The sequence below is a fragment of the Gordonia sp. NPDC127522 genome (assembly GCF_042672305.1).
Lineage (GTDB): Bacteria > Actinomycetota > Actinomycetes > Mycobacteriales > Mycobacteriaceae > Gordonia > Gordonia hongkongensis.
Window position 1 is genome coordinate 14,910 of the sequence record NZ_JBHXVK010000018.1, and the last position, 15,468, is coordinate 30,377.

Genomic DNA, 15,468 nt, shown 5'->3' on the forward strand with positions numbered 1-15,468 from the left:
ACGTCTCCTGGGATCACGCCGACGAACTCGTCCACCGAGATTGGGGTGCAACCGTGGCAATCATCGAGCAGGTAGGTGCGCGTGAGATTCTCGATTCGCGGGGCAACCCGACGGTCGAGGTCGAGGTCGTCCTGGATGACGGCACCTTCACCCGGGCCGCCGTGCCGTCCGGGGCGTCGACCGGCGAACACGAGGCCGTCGAACTGCGCGACGGTGGCGACCGGTACCTGGGCAAGGGCGTCACCAAGGCCGTCGAGGGTGTCCTCGGGGAACTGGCCCCGGCCGTGATCGGGATCGAGGCCGAGGAACAGCGCCTCGTCGACCAGGCGCTGCTCGACTGCGACGGCACCCCCGACAAGAGCCGTATCGGCGCCAACGCGCTGCTCGGCGTCTCGCTCGCGGTCGCCAAGGGCGCGGCCGAATCGGCCGGGCTGCCGTTGTTCCGTTACATCGGCGGACCCAACGCCCACATCCTGCCGGTGCCGATGATGAACATCATCAACGGTGGCGAGCACGCCGACAACGGCATCGACTTCCAGGAATTCATGATCGCCCCGGTCGGCGCGCCGACCTTCAAGGAGGCGCTGCGGTGCGGTGCCGAGGTCTACCACGCCCTCAAGGGCGTCCTGAGCAAGCAGGGCATGAGCACCGCACTCGGCGACGAGGGTGGCTTCGCCCCCGACCTGCCCAACACCGAGGCGGCCATCGCGGTCATCGGTGAGGCGGTCGGCAAGGCCGGTTACAACTTCGGTCGCGACGTCGTCATCGCGCTCGACGCCGCAGCGACCGAGTTCTTCTCGAACGGTGCCTACAAGCTCGAGGGCAAGGAACTCGGCGCCGACGAGATGGTGTCGTTCTACGAGAAGCTCATCAGCGACTTCCCGATCGTCTCGATCGAGGACGGTCTGTCCGAGGACGACTGGGACGGCTGGGCCAAGCTGACCGAGTCGATCGGCGACCGGGTGCAGCTCGTCGGTGACGACCTGTTCGTCACCAACCCCGAGCGTCTCGAGGAGGGGATCTCCAAGGGCATCGCCAACGCGCTGCTCGTGAAGGTGAACCAGATCGGCACCCTGACCGAGACCCTCGACGCCGTCGCGCTCGCGCACAACAACGGCTACAAGACGATGATGAGTCACCGGTCCGGTGAGACCGAGGACACCACCATCGCCGACCTCGCCGTCGCCTGCAGCTGTGGACAGATCAAGACCGGCGCCCCGGCCCGCTCCGAGCGCGTCGCCAAGTACAACCAGCTGCTGCGGATCGAGGAAGGACTCGGCGACGCGGCACGGTACGCGGGCGACCTCGCCTTCCCGCGTTTCTCGTTTGGTTCGTGATTAGCTGTCTGCATGGCTTCGCAGCGACGTCACCGCGGTGACGGGCGTCAGCGTGGGCGCGATCGTCGGGTAGACGCGCGCTCACGCGAACGCGCCCGTCGCACGCGGCGGCACGCTCGTCCCGCGCCGCCGGCGACGCCCGAGGGAGCGGTCGAGGCGGCCGGGCAGGAGGTTCCCGCCGACCTCCACGCACCGGTCGCCGACGACACATCGGATTCCGGAGTTCGTCGGGCGGCGCGGGAGCGCGTGCCGCGAACCCGTCGACGTCCGGCCCGCGCCGGCATCGGCGCGCGCCTGCGTGGTGTCGAGATGACCCCGGCCGGCCTTGCGACGCTCGTCATCACCGTCGTGGTGGTGTGCGTGGTGGCACTGACCCTCGCGATGCCGCTGCGGACGTACTTCAGTCAGCGTTCGGAATTCCGTCAGCTGACCGCGTCGAACGAGCAGCTGCAACGCGAGGTCGCGGACTATCAGCAGAAGGTCAACGAGCAGAACGATCCCGCCTACATCGAGGCCCAGGCGCGGACGCGTCTGCAGTTCGTCAAACCAGGAGAGATCCCGCTCGTGATGTTGTTCCCCGCCGACGAGGCACGGCGCGAGGCCGCCGAACGTGCCGAGGAGCGCGCCCGCGCACCGTGGTACGGAAATCTCTGGGACACCTTGTCGACCCCTCCCGGCGTGCAGTGAGCTCCTCCTCCTCCTCCTCCGGCCACGGTGTCTCTGCGGAGGATCTCGCCACGGTGGCCGCCCAGCTCGGACGCGAACCGCGCGGGGTCCTCGAGATCAGCTACCGCACACCTGACGGGAAGCCCGCGGTCGTCAAGACCGCGCCCCGGCTGCCCGACGGCACACCGTTCCCGACGTTGTACTACCTGACCGATCCGCGTCTGACCGCCGAGGCGAGCCGCCAGGAGTCGGCCGGTGTCATGAAGGGCATGACCGCGCGCCTGCACGACGACGCCGAACTCGCCGCGGCGTACCGCCGTGCGCACGAGGACTATCTCGCCGAACGCGACGCGATCGAACCCCTCGGCACCGATTTCACCGGTGGCGGTATGCCGGACCGGGTGAAGTGCCTGCACGTCCTGATCGCGCACTCCCTGGCCAAGGGCCCCGGGCTCAATCCTCTCGGTGACGAGGCGGTGGCGCTCGCGGCCGCGAACGGGTTGCGCGGCAGCGCGATTCCGGAGGACTGGCCCGAGCCGTCGGATACGGGGACCGACGGGTGACCGTCGTCGGAGCCGTGGACTGCGGCACCAACTCGATCCGCCTGCTCGTGGCGAAGCCGGGCCCGGACGGGCGACTCGTCGATCTCCATCGTGAGATGCGTGTGGTCCGACTGGGTTACGGCGTCGACGCGACCGGGATGTTCGCCGCGGAATCGATCGAGCGGACGCGGGTCGCCCTCAGCGACTATGTCGACACGATGGAAGCGCTCGGCGTCGAGAGAGTGCGGATGGTCGCCACCTCCGCGACCCGCGACGCGTCGAATCGCGACGAGTTCTTCGCCATGACCGCCGATCTGCTCGGGTGCGTGTCCGCAGGCGCGATCGCCGAGGTCATCACCGGCGACGAGGAGGCGCGGCTGTCGTTCCGCGGGGCAGTCGGCGAATTGGATTCGGCGGATGGGCCTTTCGTGGTCACCGACCTCGGCGGCGGTTCGACAGAAGTCGTCCTGGGCGATGCGGACGGTGTGACCGCGGCGTACTCGGCCGACATCGGGTGTGTTCGGCTGACCGAGCGTGCTCTGCCGTCCGACCCGCCCACGCCGGCGGAGCTGGCCGCGGCGACCGAATTCGCACGCGCACGTCTCGCCGAGGCGTTCGCCGCGGTGCCGGTTCAGTCCGCTCGCACCTGGGTGGGCGTCGCCGGCACGATGACGACGCTCGCCGCGCTCGGTGCCGGCCTCCCCGAGTACGACTCGGACGCGATCCATCTGTCGACGATCTCGCTGCCCGAACTCGACCGGGTCTGCCGGAACCTGATCGGTATGACACGCGCCGACCGCGCGGCGCTCGGACCGATGCACCCCGGGCGCGTCGACGTCATCGGCGGCGGATCACTGATCACCCTCGAGCTCGCGAGAGTGCTGTCGGAAAGTGCCGGTATCGACGAACTAGTCGTGAGCGAACACGACATCCTCGACGGGATCGCGTTGGGAATACTCGACTGAGCAATGCTCGATCCAGTTACCATGCGTCGCATGGCCTACAACCTGCGTTGCCCCTGCGGTGAGTCCATCACGGCCCTCGAAGCCGACTTCGTGCCGTCGGTCCAGGCCCACCTCGCCGCCGAACATCCCGGCCGCGACTACAGCGAGACCGAGATCATGATGATGGCCATGACCGTTCCCGACCGTTCGGTGAAGTCCGACGGCTGAGCGGCGTCGGATCAGACGGCAGCCGGATCGCGCAGCGAGATGTTGTTGCACGCCTCGCAGACCGACTCGGGGATGACACCGCGGCGCTGCAGGAATCCGAAGATCGTGCAGCCCAGGCAGAAGCCGAAGACGGCCTCGAGCGTAGCGGCGGCGATCAGCACGCCCGTGGCGAGTTGGGCGGCGAGCCCGTAGCCGAGCAGGCTGAGCACGAAGGCGGTCCCGCTGACGACGAGGCCGATGGTCTGGGCGAACCGCTTGGGCGGCCCCGGGACCAGCTTCTCCTTGCGGATGATCTTCGGCACGAGGAAGCGCACCGAGAGTTGCCCGAAAGGCGACAGGGTCGGTCCCGATGCCACACGCAGCGCGAATCCCAGGGCGAGGATGCCGTAGAGCACGGGCGTGTTCACCGACACCGCGATGATCGCGAGGACGACGACCAACCCGGCGGTACTGCGCGCGGCGTAGTCGTTGACCGGGTTCGGGAACGTGAGGACAGAGCGCACCGACATCGGGCAACAACCTCCGGAGAGCGGGGACAATCGCCGACCAAGGTACGTGCGACGGCCCCATCGGGCAACGATTGCGCCCAGGGTGAATCGATCGGTGCCGGTCAGGACCCTGCGGTCGGGTCCATTCGCGGCTCGGACGCGGCGATGTCCCGCGGGTCGTCGACGTCCGGTTCGTCCTTGTCGGTCTCGCCGCCGTCGGAGGCGAGTTCCGCCTCGCGGGAGACCTCGCCCTCTTGGTCGATACCGGTCTGCTCACCGACGTCGATGCGGTCTGGCAGTTCGTCCATGTCCACTCCGGTCACCTCTCTGGCCTGTTCGGATTCGGCGTACGGGGCCGAGGTGTCCACCTCGGACGATGCGTCCGCGAACTCGGCGTCGATGATGCCGCTCGCGTCGTATCGCGGGTGGGCGTCGGCTTTGGCCTTGCGGGCGGCCTCGCGCATCTCGAACCCGTCGGTCACGATCTCACCGATCTCGCGGGTCACGCCCGCGACGGCTCCGGTGATGATGGTCGCTATCCGGCCGACGTGGGTGGCCGTGGACTCGATCAATTCCTGGAACAGATCCTTGTTGCGTTCGATGCTGTCGACCATCGCTTCGGGAATCCCCCTGCAGTTGGTTGCGGCTGGAGCCTGATCGGTGTGCCCAGAGCCTACCCCCGAGGCACACCGATCAAACCGGCGTCAGGCGACCGAGGCGGGCTTCTCGCGCTCGACGATGACGGTGAGATCGTTGTCGTCGCGCGTCATCCAGTTGGGCAACGACAGCTTCGCGATCTTCTTCCAGGTCGACGCGAGCTGGTGGCTCAGCGAGCCGGTGTTGTACGGCAGTCCGTAGCGTTCGCAGATCTCCCGGACCTCCGCGGACATCTCGGGGTAGCGACTGGCCGGGATGTCGGGGAAGAGGTGGTGCTCGATCTGGTGCGAGAGGTTGCCGCTCATCACATGGAACAACGGGCTGCCGGTGATGTTGGCCGAACCTAGCATCTGCCGCAGGTACCACTGGCCCCGCGTCTCGTTCTGGCATTCCTCGGACGTGAATGTCTGTGCACCGCTGGGGAAGTGGCCGCAGAAGATGATCGAGTAGGTCCACACGTTGCGCACCAGGTTGGCGGTCGCGTTACCGATGAGGGTCGGGACGAAGAGCGGGCCCGTGAGCGCGGGGAAGACGACGTAGTCCTTGAGGACCTGACGACCGGCCTTGCGCCACATGCCTTTCACCAGGCCCTTGATGTCACTCCACTTGCGCTTGCCGGCGATGACGTTCTCGGCTTCGAGGTCGTGCAGCATGACGCCCCACTCGAAGAGCAGCATGAGTGCGGTCGCGTAGCCGAGGTTGCCCAGGTAGTAGGGGTTCCACTTCTGGTCGCGGTCCATTCGCAGGATGCCGTAACCGATGTCGCGGTCCTCACCCAGGATGTTGGTGAAGGTGTGGTGCAGGTAGTTGTGGCTGTGCTTCCACTGATCGGCCGGACAGACGGTGTCCCACTCGAACTCGCGGGAGTTGTAGGTGTCCTCGCGCATCCAGTCGTACTGACCGTGCATGACGTTGTGGCCGATCTCCATGTTGTCGAGGATCTTCGACACCGAGAGGGCGCCTACCGCGGCGATCCACGCGGGCGGGAAGAACCCGAGGTACATGAGCGCGCGTCCGCCGATCTCGAAGCCGCGCTGGGCACGGATCACCGAGTAGAGGTAGTCGCGGTCCTTCTGACCCAGGTCAGCGACGATCCGGGCCCGCAGGGCGTCGAGGTCCCGCCCGAGCGCCTCGACCTGCTCGTAGGACATGACGACGGTGTTGGGATCGTCCGCGACCTTCTGGTCGGCGCCGACGCGGTGCAGCGCGGGCAGGTTGTCGTCGATGGTGGTCTCGATGTCACGGCTGATGTCGATGGTCATGGCATTGCCTCCTTCTCGGAGAGGAGATGTGGCTGGGAAGGGTGGATCTGGGGGATCAGCTCGTGGACATCAGATGTCGATGTCGACCGAGCCGACCGGCGCGCTGATGCACAGCTGGATCCGGGTGTCGGACTCGTCGTCGATCTCGCCGGTCAGGACGTTGCGGGTGCACCCCGACTTCTTCGTCGCGACGCAGGAGAAGCAGATCCCCATCCGGCACCCGGATTCGGGCGTGAGCCCGGCCGTTTCGGCCTGGTCCAGGATCGGACGGCCGTCGTTGGTCGCCGACGTCCCCGACGAGGAGAACGTGACCTCGCCCTCGACGGAGTCGGGGTCGACGGCGGGGATGACCGGCGCGAAGGCCTCGCTGTGCAACGGCTGGCTGATGGCGAGTTCGGCATGGACCCGTGCGACCTCGTCCATGAGGGCGGCGGGGCCGCAGACGAACACGTCGGCGTCGGACAACCCCGGGATTCCCTCGAGGTGGTCGGCGCTGAAGTGTCCGTCGTCGCGCGTGTGGTACACGCGCAGGTCGAACCGGGGATGGCTGTCCGCGAGCTCACGCAGCTCGTCGCGGTAGGCGACGTCGGCCGGGGTGCGCGCATAGTGCACGAACGTGATCGGTCCCGCGTACCGTCGGGCGACGAGTGTTCGCGCCATTGAGAGTACAGGTGTAATCCCGCTGCCGCCGCTGAGGAAGACCGCCGACGTCGCGTCGGTGTCGGGAAGCACGAACTCGCCGTCGGCGGCGGACAGCCCGACGACGTCCCCGGCGCGGGCGTGCTCACGAAGGTGGGTGGACACGAAACCGTCGTCGTGTGCGGTGATGGTCAGCTCGATCTCGCCGTCCGGGCCCGCGGCGGCGTTGGCCGGCGAGAAGCAGCGGGTGTGCCGAACGCCGTCGATGACGACCTTGAGCTGCACGAACTGGCCGGCCTCGTGGCCTCGCCACTGACGGGTCGGACGAATGGTGAGGCGGACGGTGCGCGCCGTGGGACGCTCGACACGGGTGATCTCGCCGCGCAGATCGCGCCAGGTGATCATCGGATCGAGCAACTCGAGGTAGCGGTCGACCGGATGCGGCGACAGCGCTGCCTCCACGATCGAACCGACCAGACGGCTCCACCGGCCGGGCTCGGCGCCGGTGCCGGCGCGGGTCTGGTCCTGGGGTGTGCGGATGCTCATGGGCTGGGCTCCGTTCGGTCTGTTTCGGTGTACATGTGTACACCGGCAAGTGTGACACAGCGCGACAGTCGATCGTCAAGTGTTGGCCGATGTGACTGCCGTCACGACACCGCCTGTGCCTCTGCGTCGCGTCGGCCGACCCGACGCATAGACTCGGGTGCGTGACACGCACGCGAGAGCCGAGCCGGCGCGATGCGCAAACCCGTGCGGACCGCAAGAACCAGACGCGACAGGCGTTGCTGGACACCACGCGGTCACTGGTCGGCGAGCGCAGTTTCGGCAGCATCAGCCTCCGTGAGGTCGCCCGTGGCGCCGGGATCGTGCCGACCGCCTTCTATCGCCACTTCGCATCGATGGAGGATCTCGGGGTCACCGTCGTAGAGGACTCGATGCGCGTCCTGCGACGGGCGCTGCGTGAGGGACGACGCGACCTGGCGGCGCGTGACGCCTTGCCCACCGCACAGAACTCGCTGGCCATCCTGCTGCGGCACGTCCGCGAGAACGAGTCGCAATTCCGGTTCCTGGTGCGCGAGCAGCGGGGCGGCATCGCCGAGATCCGTCGCGCGATCGACACCGAACTCCGGTTGTTCTCCAAGGAACTCGCGATCGATCTCGCCCGGATCCCGGACCTGGCACGGTGGCAGTCCGACGACCTCGAACTGGCAGCGGAGCTGATCGTCATCATCATGCTCACCGCGGTGGCCGATCTGCTCGACGGTGAGTATCGCGGACGTTCCGCCGAGCAGGAGATCGTCGAGCGCACCGAGCGACAACTCGTGATGGTCTTCCTCGGTATGGGTCAATGGCGCCCGTCGACCGATTGAGCGGCGGGGATCGGACGCCCTGGTAGTTGCCGACCTACAGCTTGTCGGCGCTCTCGGTGAGTCCCGACCCGCTGGGCGGGAGTAGCGGGCGAGGTGGCAGCGGGGAGGAGTAGACCACATTGGTGGTGACGCTGCCGAGGGTTCCGACCATGCCGCTGACCCGTTCCAGGTGCTTCATGTCGGTGGCGACGACCTTCATGATGAAACAGTCGTCGCCGGTGACGTGATGCGCCTCGATGACTTCGGGTAGCCCTGCGAGCAGGGTGTGCAACGGCTCGTACCTGCTGCTGGGATATCGCAGCCGTAGGAAGGCCAGGATCGCGAACCCGAGCCGCTCGGGGTCGACGCTGGCGCTGTAACCGCTGATCACCCCGGATTCTTCGAGGCGGCGCACGCGCTCGGCTGTGGCGCTGTGACTCATCGTGATCTGCCGGGCCAGTTCTGCAATGCTCTGCCGTCCGTTCGCTTGAAGCGACGTCAGGATTGCCGTGTCGACCCTGTCGGACTCGAAAGTGAGATTCTTCGCCATCGAGCAAGAATGCCATGAAAGTACCGGCGACTCCGACAAGGTGCCGGGAAGTCGACCTTCCGTTGGCGAACGGACGTGAATAGCGTCGAGGCATGCCAGATTCGCCGTCATCAGACCTCTTGATATCCCACTTCGCTCGCAAGCTCGGCTTCGAGACCGATGCGTCCGACGTGCACGCCGATCAGGAACGCGGTGTGAACTTCGTCTTGATCGACTCACGAGGTGAGGCGGCGTGGGCGCAGGGGCGCATCGTCGGAGCCGTGCACATGCCGACGTCACAGATCGCCGCACGCGCCGTCGACGAGATAGCAACGAGCACACCGGTTGTGACGTACTGCTGGGGGCCCGGATGCAATGGTTCGACGCGGGCCGCGCTGGAGTTCGCCAAGCTGGGTTACCGGGTCAAGGAGATGATCGGCGGTTACGAATACTGGGCGCGCGAGGGCTACCCCGTCGAGAATGATCACAGCCGGATCATCCGGTCCAAAGACCCGCTCACCGTGCCACTGGACTCGGTGGTCTGCGACTGCTGAAACAGTCGTACCCGCCGACGCCTAGCGGCCGGGCCCTGCGGTTGTCGATTTGCCCTCAGGGCGATTTCAACTGTGGTCCGTCGACGCGATGGTGCCCGACACTGGGCCGAGGCACCGCGCCGGCCCACTCGCCTCGAGGCGGGAGTCGAGGCGGTGTCGTGCTCGTCACGTGCCGACCCGACCGAAAGGTGCCCTCGCGGTGTCTCTGCATTTCCACTGGTTCCTGCCCACCTACGGCGACTCGCGCAATCTGATCGCGGGCGGACACGGCAGCCAGATGACAGGGGACCGGCCGGCCGATCTGCGGTACCTCAAACAGCTCGCCGGCGCCGCCGAGGCCAACGGCTTCGAAGCCGTCCTGACCCCGGCAGGTCTCTGGTGCGAGGACGCCTGGCTGACCACCGCCGCTCTGATCGACGCCACCGAGAGCCTCAAATTCCTGGTGGCGTTCCGCCCCGGGCTCATCTCGCCGACGCTGGCCGCCCAGATGGCCGCCACGTTCCAGTGGCATTCGCAGGGCCGCCTTCTGGTCAACGTCGTCACCGGCGGCGAGTCGAGTGAACAGCGTGCCTTCGGCGACTTCCTGGCGAAGAACGCGCGGTACGAGCGTTGCGACGAGTACCTGGAGATCATCCGGCGGCTCTGGACCGAGGAAGAACCCGTCGACGTGGTGGGGAAGTACCTGCGCGTCGAGGGTGCGCAGCTCGGACGTCGTCCCGATCCGACGCCGGAGATCTTCTTCGGCGGATCGTCGCCGGCCGCCGGTGACGTCGCCGCCAAGCACGCCGACACCTACCTCACCTGGGGCGAGCGTCCGGACGCGGTGGCTGAGAAGATCGCGTGGGTCAACGGTCTCGCGGCCGCGCAGGGCCGGGAACTCTCGCACGGCATCCGTTTTCACGTGATCGCCCGCGAGACGTCGGAGCAGGCCTGGGCCGAGGCGGCCCGTCTGCTCGGTGCGCTCGATCCGGCCCAGGTCGCGACCGCCCAGCAGAACCTGGCGCGCTCGGAGTCCGAGGGCCAGCGACGTATGTCCGAACTCCACGGTCGTGGAGCCGGTTTCGCCGACCACAACGATCCGCACTCGCTGGAGATCCACCCCGGCGTGTGGGCCGGGGTCGGGCTCGTCCGTGGTGGTGCGGGTACGGCGCTGGTCGGCTCCTACGACGAAGTGGCCGCACTCATCGCCGAGTACGCCGCGCTCGGACTCGACCACTTCATCCTGTCGGGCTATCCGCATCTCGAAGAGGCGTACCACTTCGGAGACGGGGTCCGGCCCGCTCTCGCCCGGCTCGGACTGCTCGACCCGGCGTCGGCCGGCCCGTCCGAAGCCGTGCGCACCGCGTTCCTGCCGCGCCTGCAGGCCGCATCATCCTGATCGACAACACTTTTCACCTTCACCACGTCCCTTCTCGCCATGTAACCGACACCTCGCGGAGGTAGCCATGTCCACCGAGTCCATCGCGGACCAGATCAAGTTCGCCTACTGGGTGCCCAACGTCAGCGGTGGCCTGGTCACCAGCACCATCGAGCAACGCACCGGCTGGGACTACGACTACAACGTCAAACTCGCGCAGACCGCCGAGAACAACGGTTTCGAGTACGCGCTGTCGCAGGTGCGGTACGAGGCGAGCTACGGAGCCGAATACCAGCACGAATCCACCAGTTTCAGCCTCGCACTCCTGCTCGCCACGCAGCGGCTGAAGGTGATCGCGGCGGTGCACCCGGGGCTCTGGCATCCGGCCGTCCTGGCCAAGCTCGGCGCCACCGCCGACCATCTGTCCAAGGGTCGCTTCGCGATCAACGTCGTCAGCGGCTGGTTCAAGGACGAGTTCACCCACCTCGGCGAGCCGTGGCTCGAGCACGACGAGCGGTACCGGCGCAGCGGAGAATTCCTCGAGGTGATCCGCAAGATCTGGACCGAGGACGAGGTCGACTACCGCGGCGACTTCTACCGCATCCACGACTTCACGCTGAAGCCCAAGCCGCTCAACACCGTCGAGCGTCCGAACCCCGAGCTGTTCCAGGGCGGAAACTCCTCGGCCGCCCGCAACAACGGCGGACGCTACGCGGACTGGTACTTCTCCAACGGCAAGGACTTCGACGGCGTGACCGAGCAGCTCGACGACCTCCGCGCCGTCGCACGTGCCCACGAGCGCGAGGTGAAGTTCGGGCTCAACGGCTTCATCATCGCGCGGGACACCGAGAAAGAGGCCCGCGACACTCTGCGCGAGATCGTCGAGAAGGCGAATCGCCCTGCGGTGGAGGGCTTCCGGGACGCCGTCCAGCAGGCCGGGAACTCGACGGGCGACAAGAAGGGCATGTGGGCCGACTCGTCGTTCGAGGACCTCGTCCAGTACAACGACGGCTTCCGGACCCAGCTGATCGGCACCCCGGAGCAGGTGGCCGAACGCATCGTCGCCTACAAGCGTCTGGGCGTCGACCTGATCCTCGGCGGCTTCCTGCACTTCCAGGAGGAGATCGAGTACTTCGGTGAGAAGGTGCTGCCTCTGGTCCGCGAGATCGAGGGCGCCCAGAGCGACACCGCCCCGACGCCTGCGGGAGTGGCGTGACCGCAGTGAGCCAGGCGCGGGTGCGGTCCGCCGTGCGGATCGGGTCCGAGGCCGAGGCGCTGTCGATCGCGCGCGAACTGGCCGCCGAATTCGCGGTCGGGGCGGCCGAGCGCGACCGCGAACGTCGGTTGCCCCATGCCGAGATCGACCGTCTGTCGCAGTCGGGGCTGCTGGCACTCACCGTCCCGGCTCGGTTCGGCGGTCTCGACCTGCGTCCCAGTGCGCTCGCCGAGGTGGTGTCCATCCTGGCCGCCGCGGACGCGAGCATCGCGCAGATTCCGCACAGCCACTTCGTCTACCTCAACCTCGTCCGCCTGTCCGCGGGAGAAGTGTTGCAGGAGCGCATCTTCGCCGACGTCCTCGTCGGCGGACGGGTGGCCAACGCGCAGTCCGAGCGGGGCGGCAAGACCATCGCCGACATCTCGACACGGTTGAGTCCGGTGGCCGATCGAGCATCGACGCTATTCGTCCTCGACGGTGAGAAGTTCTATTGCACCGGTTCGTTGTTCGCGGACACCCTCGCCGTCCTCGCGCGATTGGACGTCGCCGTCGGCGACGTCGCGCCCGGGGAGTACGTGGCTTTCGTCCCGGCCGATGCCGACGGCGTGAAGATCGTCGACGACTGGGATGCGGTGGGACAGCGCACGACCGGCTCTGGGACCGTCCGGTTCAGCGGGGTCGGCGTGGGTCTCGCGGATCTGGTGGCGCGCGCACCGGCAACATCTGCGCCCACCGGTTACGGCGCCTTCGCCCAGCTGCTCCATGTGGCGATCGACGTCGGTATCGCCCGCGGTGCGCTGCGCGCGGCGTCGGAGTTCGTGCGTACGAAGTCGCGACCGTGGTTCGAGGCGAATGTCGAACGAGCAGTGGATGATCCGCTGGTCGTGCAGCGCTTCGGCGAGTTGGAGGTCGAGGTCGCGACCGCCGAGGCGACCCTCGCCGCGGCCGGTCGAAGAGTCGACGCGGCAGTGGGAGATACCCCGGAATCGCCCTCGCGCGAGTTGGTCGCGGAGGCCTCGATCGCCGTTGCGACGGCGAAGGTGGTGGCCGACCGGGTGGCCCCCTCGGTGGCGTCGGCTCTGTTCGAGGTGAGCGGCACCCGCAGTGCCGCCGGTGGCGGGGGTCTGGATCGCTTCTGGCGCGACGCCCGGACGCACACGCTGCACGACCCCGTGCGATGGAAGTACCAGCACATCGGGCGCTGGGTTCTGCGCGGCGAGGAGCCGCCCCTGCACGGCGTGATCTGACCCCTGGGGGCGTCCGGCGTCAGAGGTAGCGGCCGACGAGCGGCACGGCCTTTTTCGGGGTCTTCGCGTTGAAACCGTCACCGATCGCGCGCAGTTTCCACTCGCCGCCGTCGCGGGCGATGACCGCCATCGCGACCGCGGTGAACGGCATCCCGCCCTTGAGGGTGTAGCGGGCCAGCTCGGCGGAGGTCGTCTCGTCGACGAGCCGGCAATACGCGTTCTCGATCTTCTCGAACGTGTGGCCCCGGTAGGACGTGACGATGAACAACAGCGCATCGACGTGAGGCGGAACCTTCTGCAGCGCAACGCGGATGACCTCGTCGTCACCCTCTCCTTCGCCGGTGAGGTTGTCGCCGGAGTGCAGGATCGAGCGGTTCTTGCTGTTGAGATGACCGTAGAAGACGGTCTCGACGCACTTGCCGCCGGAGAACATCAGCACCGAGGCGTCGAGGTCGATCGAGCCCCCGCGTCCGAACCCGCCGCGCACCGGGTCCCACCCGAGCCCCATCCGGATGTCGGTGAGCGCCACGCCGCCCTCTTTGCGGAGGGTGACCTTCTGGCCCTTCGCCAGGCTGACCGGTGCACCCTTGCGCAGGCTGACCTCAGCGGGCTGCGCCGGGGGCGCGGGAGCGGGCGGTGCGGGTGCAGGGGGCGCGGGAGTGGGCGGCGGCGCCGCCGGGGGCGCGGGTGCCGGGGGAGTGGGCGCCGACGGCCGCGAGTAGCTGATCGGCGCGGGCGGGGCGGTGGTCGGTTCCGGCTCGTCGTCGACGCTCACCCCGTGGTCGCGGACCAGGTCGGCGAAACCGCCCGCGTATCCCTGACCGACGGCACGTACCTTCCACTCGCTGTTGCGTCGGTACACCTCGAGGGCGATGACCACCGACTCGCTGGTGAGGCCGGTGACGGTGAAGTCGTACAGCGGCCGGCCCGCTTCGTCGGTGACGTGAGCGACCGGCGGTGCGAAACGGCCGAAGGTCGACGACGCGTCGTCGAGCGTGATGACCGCGCGGACCGCGTCGATGTCGGCAGGTACTCGAGCGGTCGAGATGTGCAGTCGCGCAGAACCTGCGGCGGCCTGTTCCAGCCGGACGCCGGGCCCGGTCGGCTGGTTGTAGAAGACGAAGTCGTCGTCGGTACGCACCACCCCCCGGTCGGTGACCAGCAGGGCCGACAGGTCGGCGGCGGTCGCGAGGTCCACCGAGACGATGACATCGGGGGTCGGCAACGGGCCGTTCTGGCCTTTGGTCAGAGCAGACATCTCCGGGCTTTTCCTCATTTCAGTCGGGCCGAATCCGTATCGGCGCTGGGAGCGAAGCGAGCGGGCCGAATACGCACAGCGTAGTCATGTGAGGCGGCGACCCGCGTCTGAAGACCACCCGGCCGAGAGGGGGCGACGACAATACGACGTTGGCTCTTTCGTGGAGGGTGGTTTTCAGCGCCAGGTTGCTGAGGTGGGTGTGACCCCGGTCCCAGCAAGGTTCCGATTGGGTATACAGCCTGGTCCCTGAGGCGTAACCGTCCTAGTCTCATGTGTCTGAAGTGACTCAGGAGACAGATGTGAAAGTTGTGACCAGGATCGGCGTGGTGTTCTGCGCGGTGGCGATGTCGATGGTGATCGGCGCGGGCTCGGCGACGGCGATACCGCTCCCCGTGCTGCCGCCGCTGCCGGAGCCCTTCGCCACGTGGTTCAAGCCCCCGGAACCGCTCGACAAAAAGCTCGCGAAGAGCTATGCCGCACTGACGAAGTCGATGCGGAAGTCCTTGCCCGGCCAGCTCGGGATCGCGATCGTGCCCGTCGGCGGGGACGAGGTCATCTCACTCGGGTCGCTCAAATCGGGACGTGCATGGTCGACGATGAAGGTCCCGGTGTCGCTCGCCGCGCAGCGCGAGCGCGGTCCAGCGGTCGCCGCGATGGAGGACAAGGCGATCACGTTCTCCGACAACGATGCAGCCGGCGAATTGTGGGGGGTGCTCGGCGGCGGGCACGCGTCCGTCGACGCTGTCAGTGCGGTTCTCCGTGAGGGCCACGACGTCCGGACGCACGTGTCCTCCGAGGTCGACAACCCGCCGTCGTACCCCGGTCACACCGCCTGGGCGCTGCGCGACCAGGCGATCTTCGGCGCTCACCTGCCGTGTCTGCCCGACAGCGAACACCTCATCCGGCTGATGAGCGCCGTCGCCCCGAACCAGCAGTGGGGTATCGCGAAGGTGGGGCGCAGTCAGGGAGCGGTGACCGCGGTCAAGGGTGGCTGGGGTCCGGCGACGTCGAAGTCGTCGGCGCATCTGGTGCGGCAACTGGGCATCATCACCACGACCAGCGGCCAGGTCGCGGTGTCGATGGCGGCGATCCCGCGAAGTGGATCGTTCACCGACGGCACCAAGATGCTGACCCGCCTCGGCAATTGGCTCGGCAAGAACCTGGCCGACCTCCCGAAGGGCCGGTGCTGACCGCG

The 15,468-nt window shown here is 67.6% G+C and carries 17 protein-coding genes; 11 read left to right on the forward strand and 6 right to left on the reverse strand.

Annotated features, from left to right (window positions below; translation table 11 throughout):
- Positions 1-53 precede the first annotated feature (53 nt).
- Genes eno through ACFVHY_RS20570 form a run of 5 tightly spaced genes read left to right on the forward strand, consistent with a single transcriptional unit; the run spans position 54 to position 3,717 of the window.
- Positions 54-1,337 (forward strand): phosphopyruvate hydratase, encoded by a 1,284-nt coding sequence (gene eno, locus ACFVHY_RS20550; RefSeq protein ID WP_058250807.1) that lies wholly within the window; start codon positions 54-56, stop codon positions 1,335-1,337.
- A 12-nt stretch (positions 1,338-1,349) separates the two neighbouring features.
- Positions 1,350-2,024, forward strand: coding sequence for a septum formation initiator family protein (locus ACFVHY_RS20555; RefSeq protein WP_390275157.1), 675 nt, complete (start codon positions 1,350-1,352; stop codon positions 2,022-2,024).
- A gap of 53 nt (positions 2,025-2,077) precedes the next feature.
- The gene (locus ACFVHY_RS20560; RefSeq protein ID WP_390275159.1) at positions 2,078-2,566 is read left to right on the forward strand and encodes a DUF501 domain-containing protein; all 489 of its coding nucleotides are present in this window, start codon (positions 2,078-2,080) and stop codon (positions 2,564-2,566) included.
- Positions 2,563-3,510, forward strand: coding sequence for a Ppx/GppA phosphatase family protein (locus tag ACFVHY_RS20565; protein WP_159370423.1), 948 nt, complete (start codon positions 2,563-2,565; stop codon positions 3,508-3,510). Before ACFVHY_RS20560 ends, ACFVHY_RS20565 begins: the two co-directional genes overlap by 4 nt.
- Before the next feature lie 30 nt (positions 3,511-3,540).
- Positions 3,541-3,717 (forward strand): hypothetical protein, encoded by a 177-nt coding sequence (locus ACFVHY_RS20570; RefSeq protein WP_171011688.1) that lies wholly within the window; start codon positions 3,541-3,543, stop codon positions 3,715-3,717.
- Between the two features lie 11 nt (positions 3,718-3,728).
- On the opposite strand, the gene ACFVHY_RS20575 is transcribed toward ACFVHY_RS20570, so the two are convergent.
- From ACFVHY_RS20575 to ACFVHY_RS20590, 4 genes are all read right to left on the reverse strand, one after another.
- Positions 3,729-4,226, reverse strand: coding sequence for a DUF4395 domain-containing protein (locus ACFVHY_RS20575; protein WP_065631995.1), 498 nt, complete (start codon positions 4,224-4,226; stop codon positions 3,729-3,731).
- 101 nt (positions 4,227-4,327) lie between these two features.
- Positions 4,328-4,819, reverse strand: a complete 492-nt coding sequence (locus ACFVHY_RS20580; RefSeq protein ID WP_065631996.1) for a hypothetical protein — start codon at positions 4,817-4,819, stop codon at positions 4,328-4,330.
- Between the two features lie 90 nt (positions 4,820-4,909).
- The gene (locus ACFVHY_RS20585) at positions 4,910-6,124 is read right to left on the reverse strand and encodes a fatty acid desaturase family protein (RefSeq protein WP_390275160.1); all 1,215 of its coding nucleotides are present in this window, start codon (positions 6,122-6,124) and stop codon (positions 4,910-4,912) included.
- Between the two features lie 69 nt (positions 6,125-6,193).
- On the reverse strand, positions 6,194-7,309 hold the full coding sequence (locus ACFVHY_RS20590) for a ferredoxin reductase (RefSeq protein WP_390275161.1): 1,116 nt from the start codon (positions 7,307-7,309) through the stop codon (positions 6,194-6,196).
- 161 nt (positions 7,310-7,470) lie between these two features.
- Here ACFVHY_RS20590 and ACFVHY_RS20595 point away from each other — a divergent pair, with 161 nt between their 5' ends.
- A complete protein-coding gene (locus ACFVHY_RS20595) occupies positions 7,471-8,133 on the forward strand; it encodes a TetR family transcriptional regulator (protein WP_058250799.1) in 663 nt (220 codons plus the stop codon).
- 34 nt (positions 8,134-8,167) lie between these two features.
- Here ACFVHY_RS20595 and ACFVHY_RS20600 read toward each other — a convergent pair whose 3' ends face one another.
- Positions 8,168-8,662 carry an Lrp/AsnC family transcriptional regulator gene (locus ACFVHY_RS20600; protein ID WP_205333106.1) on the reverse strand — a complete coding sequence of 165 codons (495 nt, stop codon included), beginning with the start codon at positions 8,660-8,662 and terminating at the stop codon, positions 8,168-8,170.
- A 92-nt stretch (positions 8,663-8,754) separates the two neighbouring features.
- Between ACFVHY_RS20600 and ACFVHY_RS20605 the strand changes: the two genes are divergently transcribed.
- The 4 genes from ACFVHY_RS20605 to ACFVHY_RS20620 all read left to right on the forward strand — a co-directional run bounded on the left by ACFVHY_RS20605 (position 8,755) and on the right by ACFVHY_RS20620 (position 13,015).
- The gene (locus tag ACFVHY_RS20605) at positions 8,755-9,195 is read left to right on the forward strand and encodes a rhodanese-like domain-containing protein (RefSeq protein WP_065632001.1); all 441 of its coding nucleotides are present in this window, start codon (positions 8,755-8,757) and stop codon (positions 9,193-9,195) included.
- Positions 9,196-9,394: 199 nt separating this feature from the next.
- A complete protein-coding gene (locus ACFVHY_RS20610; protein WP_058250898.1) occupies positions 9,395-10,573 on the forward strand; it encodes an LLM class flavin-dependent oxidoreductase in 1,179 nt (392 codons plus the stop codon).
- Positions 10,574-10,640: 67 nt separating this feature from the next.
- A complete protein-coding gene (sfnG, locus tag ACFVHY_RS20615; RefSeq protein ID WP_058250796.1) occupies positions 10,641-11,768 on the forward strand; it encodes a dimethylsulfone monooxygenase SfnG in 1,128 nt (375 codons plus the stop codon).
- A complete protein-coding gene (locus tag ACFVHY_RS20620) occupies positions 11,765-13,015 on the forward strand; it encodes an SfnB family sulfur acquisition oxidoreductase (RefSeq protein WP_390275162.1) in 1,251 nt (416 codons plus the stop codon). Before sfnG ends, ACFVHY_RS20620 begins: the two co-directional genes overlap by 4 nt.
- 19 nt (positions 13,016-13,034) lie before the next feature.
- On the opposite strand, the gene ACFVHY_RS20625 is transcribed toward ACFVHY_RS20620, so the two are convergent.
- Complete coding sequence (locus ACFVHY_RS20625; protein WP_390275163.1) at positions 13,035-14,273, reverse strand: TerD family protein; 1,239 nt, start codon at positions 14,271-14,273, stop codon at positions 13,035-13,037.
- A gap of 344 nt (positions 14,274-14,617) precedes the next feature.
- Here ACFVHY_RS20625 and ACFVHY_RS20630 point away from each other — a divergent pair, with 344 nt between their 5' ends.
- Positions 14,618-15,463 (forward strand): hypothetical protein, encoded by an 846-nt coding sequence (locus ACFVHY_RS20630; protein WP_171011574.1) that lies wholly within the window; start codon positions 14,618-14,620, stop codon positions 15,461-15,463.
- Positions 15,464-15,468 lie beyond the last annotated feature (5 nt).

Excerpts from the sequence above, each read along its gene's own strand:
- ACFVHY_RS20555 (WP_390275157.1), top strand. The coding sequence starts at position 1,350 with ATGGCTTCGCAGCGACGTCACCGCGGTGACGGGCGTCAGCGTGGGCGC.
- ACFVHY_RS20570 (WP_171011688.1), top strand. The coding sequence starts at position 3,541 with ATGGCCTACAACCTGCGTTGCCCCTGCGGTGAGTCCATCACGGCCCTC.
- ACFVHY_RS20575 (WP_065631995.1), bottom strand. The coding sequence starts at position 4,226 with ATGTCGGTGCGCTCTGTCCTCACGTTCCCGAACCCGGTCAACGACTAC.
- ACFVHY_RS20580 (WP_065631996.1), bottom strand. The coding sequence starts at position 4,819 with ATGGTCGACAGCATCGAACGCAACAAGGATCTGTTCCAGGAATTGATC.
- ACFVHY_RS20585 (WP_390275160.1), bottom strand. The coding sequence starts at position 6,124 with ATGACCATCGACATCAGCCGTGACATCGAGACCACCATCGACGACAAC.
- ACFVHY_RS20590 (WP_390275161.1), bottom strand. The coding sequence starts at position 7,309 with ATGAGCATCCGCACACCCCAGGACCAGACCCGCGCCGGCACCGGCGCC.
- ACFVHY_RS20600 (WP_205333106.1), bottom strand. The coding sequence starts at position 8,662 with ATGGCGAAGAATCTCACTTTCGAGTCCGACAGGGTCGACACGGCAATC.
- ACFVHY_RS20605 (WP_065632001.1), top strand. The coding sequence starts at position 8,755 with ATGCCAGATTCGCCGTCATCAGACCTCTTGATATCCCACTTCGCTCGC.
- sfnG (WP_058250796.1), top strand. The coding sequence starts at position 10,641 with ATGTCCACCGAGTCCATCGCGGACCAGATCAAGTTCGCCTACTGGGTG.
- ACFVHY_RS20625 (WP_390275163.1), bottom strand. The coding sequence starts at position 14,273 with ATGTCTGCTCTGACCAAAGGCCAGAACGGCCCGTTGCCGACCCCCGAT.
- ACFVHY_RS20630 (WP_171011574.1), top strand. The coding sequence starts at position 14,618 with ATGTCGATGGTGATCGGCGCGGGCTCGGCGACGGCGATACCGCTCCCC.